The organism is Micromonospora sp. DT63 (assembly GCF_049841615.1).
GTDB lineage: Bacteria > Actinomycetota > Actinomycetes > Mycobacteriales > Micromonosporaceae > Micromonospora.
Genome location: NZ_JBNCKQ010000006.1, coordinates 95,276 through 117,060 on the forward strand (window position 1 = coordinate 95,276; position 21,785 = coordinate 117,060).

Genomic DNA, 21,785 nt, shown 5'->3' on the forward strand with positions numbered 1-21,785 from the left:
CGACCAGGAGGCGTGCCCAGTGGACGTGAGTGACCTGCTGACCGAGACGTACGACCGGCTGCCCGACCTCGTCCGCGCGGCGGTCGACGGCCTCACCCCGGAGCAGCTGCGCCGGGCGCCGGGCGAGGGCGCCAACCCGGTCGGGTGGCTGGTCTGGCACCTGACCCGCGTCCAGGACCACCACGTCGCCGACCTGCTCGACGCCGAGCAGATCTGGGAGAGCGGGGACTGGGCGGGGCGGTTCGGGCTCGCCGCCGACCCGCACAACACCGGCTACGGCCACACGCCCGCACAGGTGGCTAAGGTGCGGCCGGAGAGCGCCCAGGCGCTGATCGACTACTACGGGGCGGTTGCGGCGCGTACCGGAAAGTTCCTGGCCGGGCTGCGCCCGGCGGACCTGGACCGCGTCGTCGACGAGTCGTGGGACCCGCCGGTCACTCTCGGCGTGCGGCTGGTCAGCATCGCCGACGACGACCTGCAACACGCCGGGCAGGCCGCCTACGTCCGCGGCCTCGTCGAGGCCGACTGACCCGCGTCCCCGGTTCACCCGCTTCGGGTGACTCCCGCTCACCCCGCGCCGGGTGATCCTGACCGGATGCGGGAGGTGACCTGATGGACACGACGGCGGCGCGGTTCCTGCAGGACCTGGACGGCAGCCGGCGCCCCGACCTGGCCGAGACCACCGCCGGGACGCTGCGGCTCGACATGCGCGGCGAGGGCTGCACCGATCACTGGTACCTGACCGTCGCCGACCAGCACGTCCAGGTGACCCGGTCGGCCGACGACGCCGACCTGCTGGTCCGCGCCGACCGGGCGGTCTTCGACCAGCTGGCCAGCGGTCAGCTGCACCTCGCCGAGGCGTTGCTGCGCAACGAGCTGACCGTGCGCGGCGACATGGCGCTGCTGATGCTGCTGCGGCGGATCTTCCCCGGCCCGGCCGACGCGCGGCATCCCCGTGCGCTGGGCCGGGCGGCCCTCGCGGGACAGGACCAGGCGCGATGAGGCAGGAGCAGGTTCATGTGATCGCCGGCAACGTGTTCGCCATCAGCGACGCCCAGGGCGACATGGAGGTCGATCCGCAGGCGCCGGTCGGGCTCTTCTCGTTCGACACCCGTTTCCTGTCCCGCTGGGTGCTCACGGTCGACGGGGAACGCCTCAACGCGCTCTCCCGCGACGACATGACGTACTTCGAGACCCGGTTCTTCCTGGTGCCCGGCGCGGCGAGCCACTACGTGGACGCCGACGTGTCGATCATCCGGCACCGCTCGGTGCACGACTGCTTCCACGAGCAGATCACCGTGCTCAACCACTCGCCGAAGCCCGCCGACTTCACCGTGCGGATGGAGGTCGGCGCCGACTTCACCGACATCGCCGAGATCGCCGACGTCGCACAGCCCCGACCGCGCGCCGTCCGGATCGCGGCCGACACCGACCATGCGGCGCTCGTGCTGCGCTACGAGCGGGAGCGGTTCGGCCGCGTCACCACCGTGCGCAGCACCGCCCCCGCCGAGGTCGACGAGGGGGGATTCACCTTCCGGATCAGCGTCCCGCCCGAGGGGGCGTGGGAGACCACCCTGCACGCCAGCATGACGATGCAGGGCGAGGGCGACCGGGACATGCGCGCCGAACTGGAGTCGCACCAGCAGGTCCTGCGGCGGGGAATGGGTGACGACCTGACCGCGTGGCTGGCCCGGGCCCCACAGTTGGTGGCCGAACGGGCCGGCCTGGAGGAGACGTACCAGGGCGCCCTGGCCGCCCTGGCGGCGCTGCGGTACGAGCCGCTCGCGTACACCGACCCGGTGCCGGTCGGCGGCCTGCCGTGGGCGATGGGACTGTGCGGGCGGGACAGCATCATCACCTGCCTGCAGAGCCTGGCGTTCACCCCCGAGCTGGCCCGCGCGACGCTGCGAATGCTGGCGCTGTTGCAGGGTGGCCAACTCGACGACGACCACGACGAGGAGCCGGGCAAGATCCTGGTCCAGCTGCGCTACGGCGAGTTGGCCGCGTTCGGCGAGCGGCGCAGCGCGCTGGACTACGGCGCGGCCGACACCACCCCGCTGTTCGTGGTCCTGCTCGACGAGTACGAGCGCTGGTCCGGCGACGCGGAGCTGGTGCGCGAGCTGCGCCACCCGGCCCGGCGGGCGTTGGACTGGATCGACGAGTACGGCGACATGACAGGTGACGGCTACGTGCGCTACCAGAGCCGTAACGAGCGGCACGGCGTGGTGAACCAGTCCTGGAAGGACTCCCCGGACGCGATCGCCGACGCGCACGGGCGGTTGCCCGCCTTTCCCCGCGCCACCTGCGAGGTGCAGGGCTACGCGTACGACGCGAAGCGGCGCGGCGCCCGGCTGGCCCGCGAGTTCTGGGGCGACGACGAGTACGCCGACCGGCTCGATCGGGAGGCGACGGCGCTCAAGGAGCGGTTCAACAGGGACTTCTGGCTGCCGCACCGGGAGTACTACGCGTTGGCGCTGGACCCGTACGGCGAGCAGGTCGACGCGCTGGCGTCCAACATGGGGCACCTGCTGTGGAGCGGGATCGTCGCGGACGATCGCGCCGAGGCTATCGCCGAGCACCTGCTCGGGCCACGGCTGTTCAACGGCTGGGGGGTGCGGACGTTCGCCACCGGCCAGCGGCCGTACAACCCGGTGGGCTCGCACCTGGGGGCGGTCTGGCCGTCGGACAACGCCCTGATCGCCGCCGGTCTGCGGCACTACCGCTTCGACACGCACGCGGCCCGCATCGCGGCCGGCATCTTCGACATGGCGCAGACGCTGGGCGGAGCGGTGCCGGAGCTGATCGCCGGTTACGAGCGGAGCCTGACGAAGTATCCGGTCCAGTTGCCCTCGGCCGGTCGTCCCCAGTCGTGGTCCTCCGGCGCGCTGCTGATGTTGCTGGGCACCCTGTTGGGCCTGCGGCCCACCGGCGAGGACCTGCTGGTGAATCCCGCCCTGCCCACCGGCTTCGGAGGTGTCGAGCTGCTCGACATTCCCGGCCGGTGGGGGCACACCGACGCGTACGCCGGTGACCGTTCCACCCACCCGGGGGCCCGCCCGCGGACCCGACGGCGATCGTGACTCAGCGGCCGTCGCTCCGGCCTGTCGCACCGTCGGCGTCCTGATCGGGCGACGGGGACACGTGGGCCGGGGCGGGGCGCCGGTGGTGTGCCTGGGCGCTGCGGAAAGCCTGCACGGCGAGGCTCAGGCCGGCCAGCTCGTCGGGACGCGGCGCGGCGCGCACCGCCGTCAGGAGCAGCACCACCGGACGCGTGCCGGTCGACGGGTCGACGGGGAAACCGCCGAGCAGCCGCTCGGCGGTTTCCTGGTCCATCCGGTCCGCGTTCATCTCTTGTCCCTCAGCGCCGACCCCGCGGGCGATGTCACATCCGCGCCCGGAGCAGGGGACCGGTGGTGACGGCACGAGGCGAGGCGCCGAGGGCCGGGGCGGGGCTCAGCCCATGGTCTTCGACCCGTCGATCGCCTCACGCAGGATGTCGGCGTGACCCGCGTGCTGCGACGTCTCGGCGATGAGGTGCAGCAGCACCCGCCGGACCGTCCAGCTCGCACCCGGCTCGAACCAGGGCGCCTGCGGCAGCGGGTGGGCCGCGTCCAGATCGAGGGTGGCGATCAGCTCGTCGGTGTGGGCGGCCACCGCCTGGAACCGCTCGACCAGCCCGGCCAGGGTCTCGCCCGGCGCCATCCGGAACTGGCCGACCCAGTCGATCTCCTCGCGCTGCATGGCCTCCGCGCCACCCACGGCGAACCGCATCCACCGCTCCTCGGTGCCGGCGACGTGCTTGATGAGCCCGCCCGGGCAGAGCTCGCTCACGGTGCTGCGCGCGGCGGCCTGCTCGTCGGTCAGACCGTCGACGGTGTGCAGGAGGAAGCCCCGGTGCCGGCGCAGCGTCTGCAGCAGGTCGGCCCGTTCCCCGGTGAGCTGCGCGGTGCTGGTCATGGTGTGCCCTTTCCGTCGAGGTCGGTCGGGCGCCAGCCTAGGAGCGGGTACCGACACTTCGGGGTCGGACACGACGAGAGCGCCGGCCGCCAGCGGTTGCCGATCGGGCCGCGGGACTGTCCACTGAACGACATGGGTGTGATCAAGGTGGGCACGTCGTCCTGGGCGGACCAGACGTTGCTGCGCTCCGGCTGGTATCCGCGCTCGGCCAACACGCCGGCCAGCCGGCTGGCCTTCTACGCGGGGCGGTTCCCGCTGGTCGAAGTGGACACGTCCTACTACGCCGTTCCGGTGCCGGAGACGACACAGGGCTGGGTCGACGCGACGCCCGACGACTTCACCTTCAACGTCAAGGCGTTCAGCCTCTTCACCGGCCACCCGACGCCGGTCGCCGTACTGCCCCGGGATCTGCGGCCGGCCGCCGGCCCGAGCCGGGTCCGCCGTCGCGATCTGCCCGAGCAGACGTACGACGAGCTGTGGGCCCGTTTCCGGGCGGCGCTGGACCCGATCGCGGCGGCCGGCAAGCTGGGCGTGGTGTTGCTGCAGTTCCCGCCGTGGTTGGCGCGCGGGGCGGCCGCCGAGCGTCGCATCGTGGAGCTGGCGCAGCGGTGCCGGCCGTGGCGGGTGGCGGTGGAGCTGCGGCACGCCTCCTGGTTCGACGGCGACGCCGCCGCCGCGACCCTGGACCTGCTGCGCGCGTACGACCTGTCCCTGGTCTGCGTCGACATGCCGCAGGGGCATCCGTCGTCGGTGCCGCCGATCCTGACGCGCACGGCGGAGCCCGCGATCGTCCGCTTCCACGGCCACAGCGACGCGTGGGGCGACGGTGACAAGCAGGACAAGTTCCGCTACGCGTACGACGAGTCGGAGCTGCGGGACTGGGCCGTGCGGCTGGCCGAGCTGGCCAGCGACGTCGACGACCTGCACGTGCTGTTCAACAACTGCTGCGCCGGGCAGGCCCAGCGCGACGCCACCCGGCTGGCGCAGCTGCTCGCCGAGACCATGCTGGCCGATCCGCGGGTGCCGCCCGGGCCCCGTGGACCGGCCGACGGTCACCCCGTAGCGGCACGGGCCACGTCGACCGGCTGACGCCACTGCTGCCCGCGTGCACCCCGTTCGGAGCGGGCACGCGGGCAGCGTCGGTTGATCAGGAGCGTCGGCCCCGGCTGCGCAGCGCGTCCTCGGACCGCTCGTTGATGTCCGCGTCGTCGGGGAAGCTCCGACCGCTGGGCGCCGGATCCGGCGGCGCACCCGGCCCGGCCATCGTCGTGCGGGTGGGTTCGACCGAACCGAAGCCGTGCCGACCGGCCGGACCGCTGCGGCCAGCCGGGGCGCCCGCGCGCCGCTCACCGCGCCGTCCCTCGGGCACCGCTGTCTCCTCGCTGCCCTCGTCCATCGGCGAGTCGTCGTCGGTGCCCCACGGCGCGTCGGCGTCGAAGCCGTCGCCGGTGCCCCACGGGTTGACCGCCTCCGGTTCCGGCCGATCGCCACCGCCACTGCTGCGTCCCTCGTGTGCCGTCATGGCCACCTCGCTCGTCGGTCCGCCGCTACCGACGGACGGAATGCCCGTCTCCGGGCCGGTCCTGCCCGCTCGGCACGCCGTGGAGCGTGGCGGGCGCGCAGGGCCGGCCGGCGTCCCGCCGTCGACGGTCCGGCGGGAAGCCGGCCGGCCCGACGCTCAGCGTCCGGACATGGCCATCTGTCGCTTGCCCATGCCCATGCCCATCTTGGCCATGCTCATCGGCGCACTGCGGATCCCGCCGGTGCGGTTGAGGATCCCGCGCAGCACCTGACCGGGCTTCTGCTGCTCACCCATGTACGCGGTGACGACGACAAGTGATCCGGTCAGCGCCGGAATCGCCCACTGGAGCAGCTTCATCTGCCGCTGCGAGGAGGCGACGCTGGCCGGCGTCTGGTGGTTGGGCTCCGTGGCGCCGCTCACCGGCGGACCGCCCGCCTTCTCCAACCGCATGCCGACCAACCGGCTGTAGCCGGTGACCGCGAGCGCGCCGATCGTCAGCGCCGTCTTGATGGCGCTGGCCCGGCCGACCCCGCGTTGGGCCGCCACCCGTGGGCTCTCCGTGACCAGTTCGCCGACCGCGCCGGCCAGGTGCGCGCCGATCGCGGCCGCGTTGACCGGCGTCCACTTCGACCAGCCAGCCGAGGCGACCGGCAGTCGCTGGGTCGAGTCGTTGATTTTCGCCGCTGCGCCGTTGACGCCGAAGGCACCCATGAGGGAGCCGCCGAACCAGGCCGCCAGACCCAGATCGTGCATCGAGCGCAGTGCGGTGTGTCGTTCGGACATGTGATCCCCTTCCGCCGTGTCGGGCGATGCGGCTTACCCGCCGCCCGGGCGGCTAACCCCGTCGCCTGTCGGCCGATCCCCGTCGCCTCGACACGACGGGGACGTACGGGCGTCGCGGTCGGAGATCGCCTCCGGGAGGAGTCGTCCGCGTGGTGGCGGGTAGATCCGTCCGACGCCGACGAAGGAGGGGAACGCGATGTCGCAGCCGGATGAGGTCCGCGAGAAGACCCCCAAGACCGACGCGGTGCTCATGCACCCGGACAACGATCCGCACCGGAACACCGCGGAGGTCGCGCCGCGCAAGGACCACGCGCAGATCCAGGTGGAACGCGACGACGAGCTGGTGCCGCTGGACCCGCAGGAGTGAGCGGGGCGGGCCGCCCCGAGCAGCCGGTACGGCTCAGCGGGGCGGCAGGTCCGCGGCGAAACGGGCGATCCGCCCGGCCAGTGGTGTGCCGGCGCGGACCCAGGTGAAGTGGTCCAGCGGCGCCCCGGCGTCCGCCACCGTGTACCGCTCGCGGGTCACCGGTGCGGCCGTGAGCTTCGCGCAGAGGTGGTCCATCGTCTCGTGCGGGGTGTACTGGTCGTCGTCCACGCTGATCGCCAGCACGGGTGTGCGTACCGCGCGTACCGCCGCTTCGGTGTCCGTGCCGTCGAGGCGGGGAAAACGGCCGGTTCGCGCGGTGTGTGCCCAGTCGCGGATCACGCCGCGCGCCTGCCGACCGCCGAAGCCCCACCCGGGCCAGACGCCGAGCAGCGCCGCGGTGGCGGCGATGCCCTGCGTGTACGGCAGAACGCCGAGCCCTCGGCGACCCGGATAGGTGCGCCAGTACGGGATGCCCACCGCGACCAGGGCCAGAGCGTCCACCGCGTCGCCGCCGTGGCGGGCGAGGTGCAGCAGGGCGGCCTGCCCGCCGAGGGAGTGGCCGAGCAGCACCCGGGTACGCCCGTCGAGCCGCGGCTTGAGGGCGGCCAGGACGGCGCCGATGTCGCTGGCCAGCTCGGTGTAGCCGTGCCGGTCGGCGCGGCTTGGCGCGGGCGTGCTCGCTCCGGTGCCCCGCAGATCCGCGACGATCACGGCCAGGCCGGCGGAGCGCAGCGCGGCGGCGAACGGCCGGTAGTAGCGGGCGCGGACCCCCATCGCGGGCCAGATCACCACCACGGGAGCGCCGGGCGGGCCGGCCGGCTCGGGATAGACCTGCACACCGAGCCGAGCGCCGTCGACGTCGACGAACTCCTGCACGTACTCCGGGGCCCCGTTCACCGGCTCAGCGTACGGCCCGGCGTTACCGGCGGGTAGCCGAGGCGGTTCGGACGCGACGGAGGCCCCGCCGGGTGGCGGGGCCTCCGGTGGCGCGACAGGTCAGGAGACGGAGATCGTCCCGTCTCCGGCGCGAACACACGACACCGCGCGGGCGGCGGTGACGGCCGCGCCGGCGAGGCACCGGCCGAGCACCTGGTGCCCGGTGGCGTTCGGGTGCCACGACTCCTGGCAGGTCTGGAAGTAGCTGACGCAGGTGTTGGCGATCCGCTGAATGGCGATCTTGTCCTTGCCGGCGAGGCTGGTCACGAACGTGCCGGTCGCGCCGTCCTGGAGCCGGATGGGCGTGGCCAGCGCGCCGGTCGGGCTGGACGCCGACTCGCACAGCCGCGCGCCGTCGAAGGCCCGCTGCACGTTGAGGTAGACCAGGTCGTCGCCCGGGAACTCGGCGGCCAGGGTGTCCCGGGTGGACTTCACGATGCCGCCCAGGCCCTGCGAGAAGCGGTGCCCGGGGGCGAGGCTGGCCCGGTGGATCGGGCAGCCGGCCGCGTACCGCTCGGCGCCGAGGTCACGGAACTTGTCCCGGGTGTCGTCCCGGCCGTCCTCCTCGTAGTACACCGGGTTCAGGTCCAGCGGCAGCGGGTTGGTGTAGTCCTGGAACACCACCCGGTGCTGGCCGTCCGCGTCCACCTGGTCGAGGGTGGTAAGGATCTGGCGTACGGCTGCTGTCGTTTCCGCGGTCGCGGCGCTGAGCTGCGCGGCGGTGGCCAGGTCGGCGTCGCTGCACGGCTTCTGCTCCACCGGCCCGTTCAGGTAGGCCCAGAACTCCCACCAGCCGGTCCAGGCGTCGGCGATGAACCGGTTGGCGCACGTCTCGGCGACGCTGCCGAAGGTGAACGAGCTGTTGTTGGAACCCAGACCGATCAGCACGAGGTCGATGTCCTGGGTCTGCGCGACGGCGCGCAGCTGGTCGAGCTGGGCGGCCACGGTCCGGCCGTTGGCCCGCGCGCCGGAGGCGGTGGCGATGTCGTGTGGCTGGCCGCCGGAGCAGGCCAGGTTGAACCGGTTCTGGATGCCCGGCAGGTTCGCCTGGTGGAGCGAGGCGTTCGCCGACCGGTGGCAGAAGTACGCGTTGTTGTTGGGCGCGGTCCAGCCGGGGAAGCCCTGCGCGACCCCGTTGGCGTCGACCACCGGGGTGTACGCCCCCGCGCCCTCGCCGCTGATGAAGCTGTCGCCGAGCGCCACGGCGGCGGTGGGCAGCGCGGCGGTCGCGGGGGCGGGCAGCGCGACAGCGGTCGACAGTGCGGCCGTGACGATCGTGAGTGCCGCGGCGAGCGCGGTACGGCGGAATCTGGGCATGGGGCTCCCATCCATCGAAAGATGAAAGATTCTCTGAGAGCGCGATCAGATCACCCATGTGCAACGGGCGTCAATGGCCCGTAACGGAACCGTTCGATGAAAGACACACACGCCCGGTACGCGCGGGGCTGCGCCGGGCCCAACCCGGTGTCCACCTAGTCCCGTGATCACCGCCGTGCCGGGCCGTTCGCGGTGAGGGCTGACCTCGGCTGGCTCGTCGCGCTGTCACCGACAGTCCCGGTCGGGGCCCGCGCCGTTCGCGTATACGGCACCTCGTTCCTTTTGTGCTCACCGGATGTGACAGACGTGGACAGTGCCCGATACCGCTCTCTAAAGTTCCCCCCGTCTGGCTGTCTTACATCCACGGGGGTTGCGGTGGCCACTGGCCGCTCCATGCATGCTGTCCACATTCAGAAACCGTCCACTCATCACCGACCGTCCACGCGTCGCCTGCTCGCCGCCGGGATCGCGGCGTCCATCGGCGTCACCCTGCTCGCCGCACCCTCGTCGGCCGCGCCGGCGACGGTGACGACGGGCGTCGCCCCGGCCGGCCGGGAGGCCGCCCAGGCGACCACCACTGCCACGCGTACGGGCCAGCGGGTGGAGGTCCTCTCCGCTCGCACCGAGCTGACCCAGGTCTTCGCCAAGCCGGGCGGGGGCTTCGTGGCCGAGACCGCCGCCGTTCCACAGCGGGTCCGCCAGAGCGACGGATCCTGGTCCGACGTCGACCTGTCGCTGCGGCGTGACGCCACCGGCTTCCGGCCGGCGGTCTCTCCGGCCGACCTGGTGTTCTCATCCGGCGGGCACGGTCCCGCGGCCACCCTGACCAACGGCGCGAAGTCCATGACGCTGGGCTGGCCGGGCGGGCTGCCCGCGCCGACCGTCTCCGGGGACGCCGCGACCTACGCCGAGGTGCTGCCCGGTGTGGACCTGGTGCTCACGGCCACCCACACCGGCTTCACCCACGTCCTGGTGGTGAAGACGCCGCAGGCCGCGGCGAACCCGGCGCTGCGGGAGATCCGCTTCAACCTCGGGGGTGACGCGCGGGTCCGGCGGGAGGCCGACGGCTCGCTGCGGGCCCTCGCCGGAGGTGCCGAGGTGGCCCGCGCCGCGACGGCGCAGATGTGGGACTCGACCGGCTCCGGTGGCGCGGCCCGTGCGGCGGCGGCCAGCTCGCCGTCCGGTCCCGGCGTGGCCGCCCGTACGGCCCCGGTGGCGACCGCCGTCGACGAGGCCGGTGACCTCGTGCTGCGCCCGTCGGCAGGCCTGCTCGACCCGGCGAAGGCGACCTTCCCGGTCTACATCGACCCGGCCTGGTCCGCCAGCCCCTCCCGCTGGGCGTACGCCACGAACAACAACTCCACCAACAGCGACACCAGGTACGCCCTGGTCGGCTTGAGCGCGGACTCCGGGGTCACCTACCGCTCCTACTTCGAGTTCCCGATCAGCGCGCTCAGCGGCAAGATCATCAGGTCGGCGTACGTGCAGGTGGTGGCGACCCACACCTGGTCCTGCTCCGACACCCCGACCTACCTCTACCAGTCCGGGGCGATCACGGGCACCCCCCGCACCGCCTGGGCGCCCGCGCTGACGACGTTGCGCGCCTCCGCGAACTCACACGTTCGCGCCACGGGCTGCATCGACTCGCCGCAGCCGGCGATGACCGTGCGGTTCTCCGGCAGCGTCGCGGCAGGCCTCAGCAGCGCGGCGGCCGCTCACCAGACCTCGGTCACCTACGGCCTCTGCGCGTGCAGCGACTCCTCCGGGACCGGCGAGAGCACGGTGGACCGGTGGAAGAAGTTCGACCCGACCACGGCACGCCTGCTTGTCGACTACGACACGGCGCCCACCCAGCCCACCGCCCTCCAGGCGGGTGGCGCGGCCTGCGTCACGGGCGACCGGGTCACCCTGGCCACCCCGCCGGCCCTCTCCGCCGTCTTCCCCGACGCGGACTCCGGCCAGGTCCTCCAGACGGCGTACGAGCTGCTGGAGATTCCCGCCTCGGGCGTCTACGACAGCGCCACGCCCCGGATGACGCCGCCGACGGGCTCGACCGTCACGGCCGGCGGCCGGTCCACCACGGCAGCGGTGACCGGCACGGCCAATGGAAAGTCGTACGCCTTCCGGACCCGCAGCGACGACGGCTACGTGCTCAGCCCGTGGTCGGCGTGGTGCGAGTTCACCATCGACAACCAGCCGCCCACGGTGAGCGTCGACGCGGTCACCAACCCGGCCCCGCCCGGGCAGCTCTACACCTACAAGCTGCGCTCGCCGGACCTGGACGTGGTCAGCTTCCGCTACGGCTGGAGCGGCCCGCCCACCGAGGAGGCGGAGGCCGGCACCAGCCTCGGCTGGACGGGCAAGACCGTCTCGGTGACCCTGGCCACGCCGGCCTACGGCACCAACACGCTGTACGTCGCCGCGGTCGACAGCGTCGGGAACGTCGGCTACAGCTCGCTTGTTATCCAGGTGCCGGCGCTGTAGGGCAGCCGATCACCAACCGGTCACGGCGCGGCTGAGGCGTCGAAACCGGACAACACCACACCGTGTCGAGGCCCGCATCCGGAACGAGGATGCGGGCCTCGACTGCGGGGTGCCGTCGTCGTGTCGCATCTGCCGGTTAGGCTCGCTGCGGCGCGCGCCGGCCGACTGACAGTTCGGACGCGGCACCACACCGCCGAGACCGGGGAGTACGACCAGTTGACCGCAGAGCCTGACACCCTGTACGGGGCCGATGACCTCACCCACCTTGAGGGGCTGGACGCCGTCCGCAAGCGGCCCGGCATGTACATCGGTTCCACCGACAGCCGTGGCGTGGGTCACCTCGTCAACGAGATCCTCGACAACTCCACCGACGAGGGTGTCGCCGGCCACGCCACCACCGTCGAGGTGATCCTGCACGCCGACGGCTCGGTGCAGGTCGACGACGACGGTCGCGGCATCCCCACCGACGTGCACGCGAAGTCCGGCATCTCCGGCGTCGAGCTGGTGCTGACCCGCCTGCACGCCGGCGGCAAGTTCGGCGGCTCCGGCTACAAGACCTCCGGCGGCCTGCACGGCGTCGGCGCCTCGGCGGTCAACGCGCTGTCCCGCCGCTTCGACGTGACCGTCCGCCGAGCCGGCAAGGTCCACGCGATGTCGTTCCGGCACGGCGTTCCGGGGATCTTCGACGGTGACGGGCCGGAGGCGCCCTTCACCGCCGGCCCCGGCCTGCAGGTGATCGGCGCGATGAAGCGTGGCCAGCGCACCGGCACCTCGATCCGCTGGTGGCACGACGCCCGCTACTTCGAGACCGGTGCGGCGCTCGACGTCGACGCCGTACGGATGAAGTTGCGCAACACCGCGTTCCTGGTCCCGGGCGTGACCTACCTGCTGCGTGACCTGACCGGGGAGGCTCCCGCCGAGGAGCGGTTCCACTACCCCAACGGGCTCAGCGACATGGTCGAGTTCCTCGCACCGGCCGGCGACCGGCCGGTGTCCGGCATGCTCCTGGTCAACGGCGAGGGGACGTACCGGGAGAACGCCGCCGACGCCAACGGCGTCATGCAGTCCAACGTGCAGCGTCGCGCCGAGGTCGAGGTGGCGTTCCGGTGGGGCACCGGCTACGAGCGCACCGTCGAGTGCTTCACCAACACCATCCGCAACGCCCACGGCGGCACCCACCGCAAGGGTTTCGAGCGGGCGCTCGTCCGCACCCTCGCCGACGCCGTCCGCAACACCCGCGGCCTGCTCAAGGCCAAGGAGGAGCCGCCCACCCTGGACGACGTCCTGGAGGGGATGACCGCAGTGGTGCACGTGCGGATCCCCGAGCCGCAGTTCACCTCGCAGACCAAGGACGAGCTGTCCACCACCGGCATCACCAAGGTCATCCAGACCCTGGTCGACGCGCACATCAAGGCTTGGCTGGAGGACCGGCGCACCAAGGCCGAGGCGCGCGTCGTCCTGCAGAAGATCGTCGACGCGGCGCGGGTGCGGCTGACCCAGAAGCAGCAGAAGGACGCCGCCCGGCGCAAGACCGCCCTGGAGGGCGCGTCCATGCCGCCGAAGCTTGTCGACTGCCGCGCCACCGGGATCGACCGCAGCGAGTTGTTCATCGTGGAGGGTGACAGCGCCCTCGGCACGAGCCGCATGGCCCGCTCGTCGGAGTATCAGGCGCTGCTGCCGATCCGGGGCAAGATCCTCAACGTGCAGAAGGCCAACCTCCAGCAGGTTCTGGACAATGCCGAGTGCGCCGCCATCGTCCAGGTGCTCGGCGCCGGCTCGGGGCGGACGTTCGACCTCGCCGCGCTGCGCTACGGCCGGGTGCTGATCATGGCCGACGCCGACGTGGACGGCGCTCACATCCGGACGCTGCTGATCACCCTCTTCGCCAGGTACATGCGGCCGTTGATCGAGGCCGGTCGGCTCTACGCCGCCATGCCGCCCCTGCACAAGATCACCACCAAGGGGCGCAGTCCGCAGACGGTCTACACCTACACGCAGGCCGAGATGGAGGCGACGGTCCGCAAGCTGGAGAAGGCCGGCAAGCAGATCGTCACGCCCATCCCGCGTTTCAAGGGCCTCGGTGAGATGGACGCCGACGAGCTGTGGGACACCACGATGAACCCCGCCACCCGCGCCGTCCGCCGGATCACCCTGGACGACGTGGACGCCGCCGAGCGCATCCTCGAACTGCTGATGGGGGAGAAGGTCGAGCCGCGCCGAAACTGGCTCATCGACTCGGCCGACCGCGTCGACCGCGATGCGATCGACGCATGAGCGAGCGGCAGCGAGCGAATAATCGGAACAGCGCGATGGTGCCTCAGGGCGTCGCGCAGCGGAGCGGAGCGACGGCATGAGCACCGCTGCCGTCCGAGGGGAAAGCTGAGTCATGGCACGCCGTAAGGAAAACAAGGTCGACCTCTCCTCGTTCGACCAGGCCGGCGCGCGGGTCTTCGACAACCCGCTGGTCACCGAGGTCTCCGACTCCTACCTGGAGTACGCGTTCTCGGTCATCCACTCCCGCGCCCTGCCGGACGCGCGCGACGGCCTCAAGCCCGTGCACCGGCGCATCCTCTGGTCGATGTACGAGCAGGGCTACCGCCCGGACCGCGGGCACGTGAAGTCCGCACGCATCGTCGGCGACTGCTTCGTCGCCGGCACCTTGGTCTCCACGCCCGATGGCCTGCGACCGATCGAGCAGATCGAGGTCGGGGACTTCGTGCTGGACGGCAAGGGCGCATCGGTCCCCGTTACCACCGTCTTCCGGAATCCGAATTCCGACCTCGTTCGCGTCACCTGGAGCAATGGGCACACGATGCTCGTCACTCCGGGCCAACGCTTCCAGGTGGTCGCCGATGACCTCTCCGTGCAGTGGGCCGAGTCTCGGGACCTTGCGGGACGGCTGACGCTGGCCTACGGGAGCCGCCGTACTGAGGTGCCGCCGCATCCTGACGACGTCTACGACTACGTGCGCGGGCTGCTGGTAGCCGAGGGTTTCCCGGTCGACCGGAACCGCACAGCGGACGGCCGGGTCCGCATCCACATGTGTGACATCGAACCGCTTGACGTTGCTCATGGCTGGGCTATCGCCAGCGGATTGAACGTCTCCCGCGGAAAGCGTGAGGCTGCCGACCCCCGTCATCGCGACCAGCACATTTTGACTTTCAGCCGTCACCAGGGGCTGTTGGAGGTTACTGAGCCGCTCAGCCGTGACAAGCACGTGCCGCGCGACATCCTGGGCAACCGATCGGCGTGGGTACCGTTCCTCGCTGGCTTCTTCGATGGCGACGGCTACGTCCGCAAGCGGTTCCGAGAGATGGTTTTCGTCAGCACCAGCAAGATACTGGTGCGGCAGATATACGCCATGCTCGCCGACCTGGGTCTACACGGGCACTACTGGACCAGCGGTCGTCATTCTGATGGACATCCGCTCCACGGGCTCTCCGTATCCGGACGTGACGCCGCTGCTCTCGCCCGGATGTTCCTGCCGTGGGTGCGAATCGGCTACAAGCACGATGGCCTGCAACGGGTTGCGAACATCGACTATCGGTACAGCGGCAAGCAGGGTAACGATCGGTTGCCGTACGGCCCGGTGATGGCGGAGTTTACTGCGGCGCACCAGGGCGGCGGATGGTTCCGCGATCACGCCGGACAGGCGTTTCGTGCCTCGCTCTCGGCAAGCGGCGGCCCGAAGGTGCGGTATGGCAAGGACCGCAACGGCATGCCGCTCGCCGAGCGGTCGTTCCAGTTGGAGCGGGCGGTCCGGGACGGCTGGGTCCAGAAACTCCACCGGCTCGGCTCGCCGCTCGCCGCTCGGCTGGATGCGCTGGTCGGTAGTGCTTTTCTGCGGGTCACCTCGGTCGAGGTGGTGCCGCCCGACGTCACGTACGACATCCAGGTGGGTAGTGACGAACACGCGTTCGTTGCTGAGGGCTACGTGGTGCACAACTGCATGGGTAAGTACCACCCGCACGGTGACACGGCGATCTACGACGCGATGGTCCGCCTCGCGCAGGACTTCTCGCTCAACGTGCCGCTCATCGACGGGCACGGCAACTTCGGCTCCCAAGACGACGGTCCGGCTGCCTCAAGATATACAGAAGCGCGGATGTCGCGCGAGGCCATGCTGCTCGTCGGTGAGCTGGGCGAGGACACCGTCGACGTCGAGCCCAACTACGACGGCTCGCTGACCCAGCCGACAGTGCTGCCGGCGGCCTTTCCCAACCTGTTGGTCAACGGCGCGTCCGGGATCGCGGTCGGGATGGCCACCAACATGATCCCGCACAACCTGGCCGAGGTGGTCTCGGCGGCCCGCTGGCTGATCAACCACCCGGACGCCACCCTGGACAAGCTCATGGAGTTCGTTCCCGGCCCCGACCTGCCCACCGGTGGCGTGCTGCTCGGCCTCGACGAGGTGCGCCGGGCGTACGAGACGGGGCGCGGCGTGGTGCGCATGCGCGGCCGGGTGGAGATCGGCCCGCTCGAGGGCAGCCGGGGTCGCCAGGCCATCACCGTCGTCGAGCTGCCGTACGGCGTCGGCGCGGAAAAGGTCATCGCGGCGATCACCAACGAGGTGACCAAGACCAAGCGGCTGACCGGCATCGCGGACGTCAAGGACCTCACCGACCGGGAGAGCGGCACCCGGTTGGTCGTCGAGTGCAAGGTGGGGGTCAACCCGCAGGCGCTGCTCGCCGACCTCTACCGGTTGACCCCGCTGGAGCAGTCCTTCGGTGTCAACAACCTGGTGCTGGTCGACGGCCAGCCTCGTACCCTCGGGTTGAAGGCGCTGCTGGAGGTCTTCCTGGCCCACCGGTACGACGTGGTCACCCGGCGCAGCTCGTACCGCCGCCGTAAGCGCCAGGAGCGGCTGCACCTGGTCGACGGCCTGCTGATCGCTCTGTTGGACATCGACCGGGTGGTCCGGTTGATCCGGGGCAGCGACGACGCGCAGGCGGCCAAGGACGCTCTGATGAGTCAGTTCGGCCTCTCCGACATCCAGGCGACCTACATCCTGGACACTCCGCTGCGCCGCCTGACCAAGTTCGACCGGATCGAGCTGGAGGCCGAGCAGGAGCGGCTGCGAGCCGAGATCACCGAGCTGTCCACGATCCTCGACGACGAGCGGGTGCTCAAGAAGCTGGTCTCCGACGAGCTGGCGGCCGTGGTCAAGCAGTTCGGCACCGAACGGCGGACGACGCTCGTCGACGGTGACCTCAAGGAGGTGCTGGCCGCGTCCGCGCCGGCCGGTCCGCTGGAGGTCGCCGACGACCCGTGCCAGGTCATCCTCTCCGCGACCGGGCTGGTCGCCCGGACCGCGGCCGAGTCGGAGGAGAGCGCCGAGGGGCGCCGGCGCAACGGCCGGGTCAAGCACGACACGGTACGCGCGATCGTGCACTCCACCGCCCGTGGTCGGGTGCTGCTGGTCACCAGCGCGGGTCGCGCGTTCAAGATCGACGTACTGCCGCTGCCGGTGCTGCCCGAGCAGGCCGGCACCGTGTCGCTGCGGGGCGGCATGTCCGCCGCCGAGCTGGTGCCGCTCGAGGCGGGGGAGACCGTGGTCGGTCTGGCGCCGCTCGGCGGTGCGGCGGACACGTCACCCGGGCTGGCGCTGGGCACCCGCCACGGCGTGGTGAAGGTGTGCGCGCCGGAATGGCCGGTGCGCTCCGACGAGTTCGACGTGATCGGCCTGCGCGACGGTGACGAGGTGGTCGGGGCGACCTGGCTGACCGACGGCGCCGAGACGCTGACCTTCGTCACCTCGGAGGCGTCGTTGCTGCGTTTCGCCGCCGGGCTGGTGCGCCCGCAGGGCCTCAAGGGTGGCGGGATGGCAGGCATCAATCTGCCGGCCGGGGCCCGGGTGGTGTTCTTCGGCGCGGTCCGCACCGACGACGCGGGGCACGGCGAGCCGATGGTCGTCACGTCCACCGGGGCGACGGTCAAGGTGACGCCGTTCAAGGCGTACCCCGCGAAGGGCCGGGCGACCGGCGGCGTCCGCGCGCACCGCTTCCTCAAGGACGAGACCGACGTGGCGGTCGCCTGGGTCGGACCGCGCCCGGTCGGCGCGACCGGCACCGGCGAACCAGTGGAACTGCCCGCAGCGGACCCACGCCGTGACGGCAGCGGCTTCGCGGTAATGCTCGGCCCAACGGTGGTGGGCCACCTCATCGAACGCGACTGATACTCCAACGTCACTTGGCTTCGGCGTTGGGCGTGGCGCGGGCATGAGTGCAGCAGACCGACCCCGACCCGGAGATCATCGCGTTGACCGTCGCCGAGATCCGCCGACTCCTCAACGCCTTCGTCCTCGGCCTGCCGCTACCCCCAGCGCACACCCTGCACTGGTCAACCTGGCGACGAACATCCCACGCCCGAGCCCGGCGATCCCACTACCAGCGCAGGCTCGGCCACTTAGCTTGAGACTTACTCGTCTAGGGCTCGAGCGTGGCGGGCATGCTGAAGGCGGCGACGTGACGGGCACCGATGAAGGCGTTGCTCTCTACGATCTTCCCGTTCTCGATCCGGAGTACGTCGACGACCAGCGCCTCGTAGTGCGGGCTGCCGGGCCGGCGGAGATAGTTGATCAGTGCCGGGCGCCCGTTGGCCGAGGTGGGGAAGGTGCGCCAGTCGAGCGGTCGGCCGAGGAACTCCGCGGCCGCGTCGATCCCGACGACCGGCGGCTCGGGCGGCATCGTGATCCGTACGTCCTCGGCGAGCAGTGCCCGGACCGTCTCCGGGTCCTTCGCGTTGGCGTAGCGGCGCAGGATCTCTTCGTCCTCGCTGGTGAGCTGCGGGCGGCGCCAGTCCTGCGGGTCCGACGGAGCGCGCCGCCGGAGGGTGTGGCGGGCCCGCTGGAGGAGGCTGTTGACGGCCGCTACGGCGGTGTCGAGCGCGCCGGCGATCTCCTGCGGCGTCCAGCCGTAGACGTCGCGCAGCACGAAGGCCGCCCGCTGCCGCGGCGGCAGGTACATGAGCGCTGCGATCAGGGCCAGCTCGACGGTCTCCCGCGCGGCGAGACCGGTCTGCGGATCGTCGGCCAACAGGGCGTCTGGATAGGGACCGAGCTCGGTGGACCACTCCAGCGGGTCACCATACGGAACCGTCCGGTGACCGGCCGCCTTGCGGCTGTCGAGGAAGACGTTCGTGGCTATCCGGTAGAACCAGGTGCGCGCCGACGCCCGACCTTCGAAGCGGTCGCGAGCCCGCCAGGCACGCAGGAAGGCCTCCTGCACCAGGTCGTCCGCGTCGGTGACGTTCCCTGCAAGGCGGTAGCAGTGCACGTGTAGCTCGCGCCGGTGCTCGTCGAAGGCGCGCTGCAGCCAGACCGCCTGCTCGTCAGGCGAGTCGGACATGTGATCTCCCCGGGGCTGATTGGTCCGCACAACCGTACTGACGACCGCGGACCCCATCCGTCATCGGTCACCGATGACGATCGCCGACTCGGTCGTCTGTACCTGTGACCAATCCCCACCCACGAAGGAGACAGCCATGACGGCAACCCCCGCGTCCAGCGCAGCCACGCCCCCGGTCGTCGACCGGGAGACCTGGCTGCGCGAGCGCAACGAACTGCTGGTCCGGGAGAAGGCCCACACCCGCGAAGGAGACGCGATCGCAGCCGCTCGTCGTCAGCTGCCGATGACCTTGATGCCGACGGTGACGGTCCAGGGCCCCGGCGGGGACACCCCGCTGGTGGAGGTTTTCGAGGGCCGCCGGATGCTCATCGCCTACTTCCACATGTGGCACGACGGCAAACCGCACGGGGATCAGTGTGAGGGGTGCACCTTCTCGACCTGTCACATGCAGACGCTGGACTACCTGCATGCCCGGGACGTCACCTACGCCGTGTTCTGCCAGGGCCCCTACGACGAAAGTGCCCCGTTCGCGGAGTTCATGGGCTACCCGTTCCCCTGGTATTCGGCGAAAGACTCCGACCCGGCTCTGGCCGACGGTCGCGAATTCGGGTTCATTGCCTGCTACCTGCGCGACGGCGACCAGGTCTACGAAACCTACTGGACCACCGGGCGGGGCGTGGAGGCGTTGACGACCAGCTACCACGCCTTGGACCTCACGGTGTACGGCCGGCAAGAGAACTGGGAAAACTCACCCCAAGGTTGGCCGCGGGTCAGTGGTCACCCGTGGCGGCTCAACGGCCGCCCCACCGCCCAATGGTCACGCCCCGGCGTTACGCCGGCGGTGACGTCCTGACGCTCGAGATGATCATGCTGGGGTCGGCCGCGGTATCGGCCTGCTGCTGCGTCGTGCCGCGGGCGGGCGCGTCCCGCAGGGCCCGGATGCTCGCGGGTGCGATGGTGGCTGTCATGGTCGCGGTGACCCTCGACGCCGCACCGGTTGTGCAGTACGCGGGCGCGCTGCTGCTCCTCGCCTTCGCGGTGGCACTCGTCACCAGCCGTCCGACCGAGCGCGGCCCGGAGGTGGAGTGGCACCGTACGGCCGGGGCCGTGCTCATGGCGCTCGCCGTGCTGATGCATCAACACGGCGGGTCGATGGCTATCCACCACATGGCCGCCGGGCCCCGGATGGACCACGGCATCGTCACCGGCCATGACGCGGCGCTCGTGTTGCTACGCGCCGCCACGGCGGCTCACCTCTGCTGGATGGCGGCCGCACTCGTCCGGCTGCGCAATCGACCGATCACGGACCTGCTCCGTTGGGAGCACCTGGCCATGGGGGCAAGCCTCGCGGCCATGATCTTCTTCATGAGCTAGCCGAGTAAGCCAGCCGGCAGATCAAGTGACGTTGGAGTACTAACCCCACCCCCACCCCACCCACCTGCGCTCAACCGGGTGGGGTGGGGGTGGGGGTTAGGCGACGTTGAACGGGCGGAACTGGACGCTTACCCTCGGGCCTACCGGGCGGGTGGTCTTGGGAATGGCGTGTTCCCAGGTGCGTTGGCAGGAGCCGCCCATGACGATGAGGTCGCCGTGGCCCACCGGGAAACGCAGGCTGTCGCCACCACCTCCGCGCGGGCGCAGCAGCAGCGGCCGGGGTGACCCGAACGAGACGATCGCGACAATGGTGTCGCTGTGCGCGGAACGGCCGATGGTGTCACCGTGCCAGGCGACGCTGTCCCGGCCGGAGCGGTAGAGGCACATGCCGGCGGTGACGAACGGCTCACCCAACTCGGGGGCGTAGTGCCGGGTCAGCTCGGCTCGTGCCGTGGTGAGCACGGGGTGCGGCAGTTGCCGGTCGCCGCCGTACCAGCAGAGCAGGCGGGGCACGTCGACCTCGCTGTCGTACATGGTGCGTCGCTCGGCCCGCCATGGCACCTCGGTGAGCAGGGTGTCGAGGACCGCGTCGGAACCGTGCACCCAGCCGGGGAGATGGTCGACCCAGGCGCCCCGACTCAGGTGATGCCGCCGGAGCTGGCCGGGCAGTGGCCCCAGGGTCGGCTCCGCGTCGGTCAGATCGAGCATCGACGGCTGGTAGGCGGCCTGCGTCATGCGGCCACCCTAGCAGCACTTTCGTACACCCGTGCTAGCTACAACCTGCTGCCGCCCGCGCGGCCGCGGTCGCCGGAGGAGGGGGTTGCGTGGCTCGCGTTGTGCTTCGCCACCAGAGCCGGAAGGGCGTCCAGCGAGTCGATGCGGAACAGGCACCGCTCGGCGACGGCTGGCAGGTCGAGGATGTGCCCCCAGGGGCCGCGTCGGATCAGGCAGGTCTTCATGCCCGCCTCCGCAGCCGGGCGTACGTCGTTGTCGGGCCGGTCGCCGACGTAGAGGATCGACGACGGGTCGCCGCCGGCGGCGTGGATGACGCGTTCGAAGAAGGCCGGTGACGGTTTCGCCACGCCCCAACCGGTCGATGTGCCGATCATGTCCACGGGAAGGTCGAGGGCGTGCAGGAGCGCTTCGGCGTGGGCTGGTTGGTTGCCGGCCAGCCCCACGAACAAGCCCTGCTCCTTGAGTGCGGCGAGGCACCCACGCGCATCGGCGTAGAGGTCCTCTTTGCCGAACCACTCCGGTTTGCCGGCGGCGGCTCGGCGTTCCAGCTCGACCGCGAGGTCGAAATCGGGCCGGAAGGCCCGGAACGTCTCCTGCCAGTCCAGGCCGCGGGCGATTACGGCACCGAGGACCGCCGAGAGCGTGTGCCGTGGAACGCCGAACCAGTCCGCCCAGCTCGCGAACTCGCGGGACTCGTCAAGAATGGTTCCGCCGACGTCAAAGACAACCGCGTCGATCATGAGGAGAGCATAGGCGAGAGTCGCTGGACGGCGTGTCGCAGGCGGCGGCGCCAGCCGTTGGTCGCGGGCGGCCGTACGGCGTCGGACACCCCGCCCGTCGACTGTGGACCAGGCCCGCGCGGCCAGCGACGCGCGGCGCGGCGGCGAGCTGAGCAGCCCGTGCAGGGTCCGCGCCGCGGTCGCCCGGGCGGCCCGTCCGCCACCAGGGCGGCCCGGGCCCATCC

At 71.3% G+C, this 21,785-nt stretch carries 19 protein-coding genes and 3 pseudogenes; 13 read left to right on the top strand and 9 right to left on the bottom strand.

The genetic code is table 11. From position 1 onward, the window contains the following. Positions 1–19 precede the first annotated feature (19 nt). From ACLQ27_RS21970 to ACLQ27_RS21980, 3 genes are all read left to right on the top strand, one after another. Positions 20–529 (top strand): mycothiol transferase, encoded by a 510-nt coding sequence (locus ACLQ27_RS21970; RefSeq protein ID WP_425868410.1) that lies wholly within the window; start codon positions 20–22, stop codon positions 527–529. 83 nt (positions 530–612) lie between these two features. Further along, on the top strand, positions 613–1,002 hold the full coding sequence (locus ACLQ27_RS21975; protein WP_425868412.1) for an SCP2 sterol-binding domain-containing protein: 390 nt from the start codon (positions 613–615) through the stop codon (positions 1,000–1,002). Then, positions 999–3,080, top strand: a complete 2,082-nt coding sequence (locus tag ACLQ27_RS21980) for a glycogen debranching N-terminal domain-containing protein (RefSeq protein WP_425868414.1) — start codon at positions 999–1,001, stop codon at positions 3,078–3,080. The genes ACLQ27_RS21975 and ACLQ27_RS21980 overlap by 4 nt, the downstream gene beginning before the upstream one ends. Before the next feature lies 1 nt (position 3,081). Here ACLQ27_RS21980 and ACLQ27_RS21985 read toward each other — a convergent pair whose 3' ends face one another. Together ACLQ27_RS21985 and ACLQ27_RS21990 are read right to left on the bottom strand one after the other, a co-directional pair. Then, positions 3,082–3,348: a hypothetical protein gene (locus ACLQ27_RS21985; protein WP_425868416.1), complete on the bottom strand. Its 267-nt coding sequence runs from the start codon at positions 3,346–3,348 to the stop codon at positions 3,082–3,084. A 105-nt stretch (positions 3,349–3,453) separates the two neighbouring features. Continuing rightward, complete coding sequence (locus tag ACLQ27_RS21990; protein WP_234582227.1) at positions 3,454–3,957, bottom strand: DinB family protein; 504 nt, start codon at positions 3,955–3,957, stop codon at positions 3,454–3,456. 132 nt (positions 3,958–4,089) lie between these two features. Between ACLQ27_RS21990 and ACLQ27_RS21995 the strand changes: the two genes are divergently transcribed. After that, a complete protein-coding gene (locus ACLQ27_RS21995; RefSeq protein WP_357574435.1) occupies positions 4,090–5,046 on the top strand; it encodes a DUF72 domain-containing protein in 957 nt (318 codons plus the stop codon). Between the two features lie 58 nt (positions 5,047–5,104). On the opposite strand, the gene ACLQ27_RS22000 is transcribed toward ACLQ27_RS21995, so the two are convergent. Next, positions 5,105–5,479 (bottom strand): hypothetical protein, encoded by a 375-nt coding sequence (locus ACLQ27_RS22000; RefSeq protein ID WP_357495123.1) that lies wholly within the window; start codon positions 5,477–5,479, stop codon positions 5,105–5,107. A 156-nt stretch (positions 5,480–5,635) separates the two neighbouring features. Further along, on the bottom strand, positions 5,636–6,262 hold the full coding sequence (locus ACLQ27_RS22005) for a hypothetical protein (RefSeq protein WP_234582224.1): 627 nt from the start codon (positions 6,260–6,262) through the stop codon (positions 5,636–5,638). Between the two features lie 196 nt (positions 6,263–6,458). Here ACLQ27_RS22005 and ACLQ27_RS22010 point away from each other — a divergent pair, with 196 nt between their 5' ends. Then, entirely contained in the window at positions 6,459–6,629 is a 171-nt protein-coding gene (locus ACLQ27_RS22010; protein WP_357495121.1) for a hypothetical protein, read from the top strand. A 33-nt stretch (positions 6,630–6,662) separates the two neighbouring features. Here the strand turns inward: ACLQ27_RS22010 and ACLQ27_RS22015 are convergent, their stop codons facing one another. Together ACLQ27_RS22015 and ACLQ27_RS22020 are read right to left on the bottom strand one after the other, a co-directional pair. Further along, positions 6,663–7,526, bottom strand: coding sequence for an alpha/beta fold hydrolase (locus tag ACLQ27_RS22015; RefSeq protein ID WP_425868417.1), 864 nt, complete (start codon positions 7,524–7,526; stop codon positions 6,663–6,665). A gap of 99 nt (positions 7,527–7,625) precedes the next feature. Beyond that, positions 7,626–8,882, bottom strand: a complete 1,257-nt coding sequence (locus ACLQ27_RS22020; protein ID WP_234582222.1) for a hypothetical protein — start codon at positions 8,880–8,882, stop codon at positions 7,626–7,628. Positions 8,883–9,275: 393 nt separating this feature from the next. On the opposite strand from ACLQ27_RS22020, the gene ACLQ27_RS22025 reads away from it, so the two are divergent. The 6 genes and pseudogenes from ACLQ27_RS22025 to ACLQ27_RS22050 form a co-directional block, all read left to right on the top strand. Continuing rightward, positions 9,276–11,366, top strand: coding sequence for a hypothetical protein (locus ACLQ27_RS22025; RefSeq protein WP_425868419.1), 2,091 nt, complete (start codon positions 9,276–9,278; stop codon positions 11,364–11,366). A 165-nt stretch (positions 11,367–11,531) separates the two neighbouring features. Further along, positions 11,532–13,640, top strand: a complete 2,109-nt coding sequence (locus tag ACLQ27_RS22030) for a DNA gyrase/topoisomerase IV subunit B (RefSeq protein ID WP_374109250.1) — start codon at positions 11,532–11,534, stop codon at positions 13,638–13,640. 112 nt (positions 13,641–13,752) lie between these two features. Continuing rightward, a pseudogene (locus ACLQ27_RS22035) lies at positions 13,753–14,007 on the top strand (DNA gyrase subunit A); the annotation flags it as partial. Positions 14,008–14,178: 171 nt separating this feature from the next. Further along, positions 14,179–14,814 (top strand): annotated as a pseudogene (locus ACLQ27_RS22040) (LAGLIDADG family homing endonuclease); the annotation flags it as partial. Positions 14,815–15,084: 270 nt separating this feature from the next. Further along, positions 15,085–17,541: a DNA topoisomerase (ATP-hydrolyzing) gene (locus ACLQ27_RS22045; protein ID WP_425868700.1), complete on the top strand. Its 2,457-nt coding sequence runs from the start codon at positions 15,085–15,087 to the stop codon at positions 17,539–17,541. Positions 17,542–17,597: 56 nt separating this feature from the next. Then, positions 17,598–17,780 (top strand): annotated as a pseudogene (locus tag ACLQ27_RS22050) (IS701 family transposase); the annotation flags it as partial. 11 nt (positions 17,781–17,791) lie between these two features. On the opposite strand, the gene ACLQ27_RS22055 reads toward ACLQ27_RS22050, so the two are convergent. After that, positions 17,792–18,712 carry an RNA polymerase subunit sigma-70 gene (locus tag ACLQ27_RS22055; RefSeq protein ID WP_030490338.1) on the bottom strand — a complete coding sequence of 307 codons (921 nt, stop codon included), beginning with the start codon at positions 18,710–18,712 and terminating at the stop codon, positions 17,792–17,794. 136 nt (positions 18,713–18,848) lie between these two features. On the opposite strand from ACLQ27_RS22055, the gene ACLQ27_RS22060 reads away from it, so the two are divergent. Both ACLQ27_RS22060 and ACLQ27_RS22065 read left to right on the top strand, forming a co-directional pair. Continuing rightward, positions 18,849–19,565: a DUF899 family protein gene (locus ACLQ27_RS22060; RefSeq protein WP_425868421.1), complete on the top strand. Its 717-nt coding sequence runs from the start codon at positions 18,849–18,851 to the stop codon at positions 19,563–19,565. A gap of 113 nt (positions 19,566–19,678) precedes the next feature. After that, positions 19,679–20,086 carry a hypothetical protein gene (locus tag ACLQ27_RS22065; protein ID WP_425868423.1) on the top strand — a complete coding sequence of 136 codons (408 nt, stop codon included), beginning with the start codon at positions 19,679–19,681 and terminating at the stop codon, positions 20,084–20,086. A gap of 96 nt (positions 20,087–20,182) precedes the next feature. On the opposite strand, the gene ACLQ27_RS22070 is transcribed toward ACLQ27_RS22065, so the two are convergent. Next, positions 20,183–20,821 (bottom strand): alpha-ketoglutarate-dependent dioxygenase AlkB, encoded by a 639-nt coding sequence (locus tag ACLQ27_RS22070; RefSeq protein WP_234582212.1) that lies wholly within the window; start codon positions 20,819–20,821, stop codon positions 20,183–20,185. 38 nt (positions 20,822–20,859) lie between these two features. Further along, complete coding sequence (locus tag ACLQ27_RS22075) at positions 20,860–21,561, bottom strand: HAD family hydrolase (RefSeq protein ID WP_425868425.1); 702 nt, start codon at positions 21,559–21,561, stop codon at positions 20,860–20,862. Between the last annotated feature and the right edge of the window lie 224 nt (positions 21,562–21,785).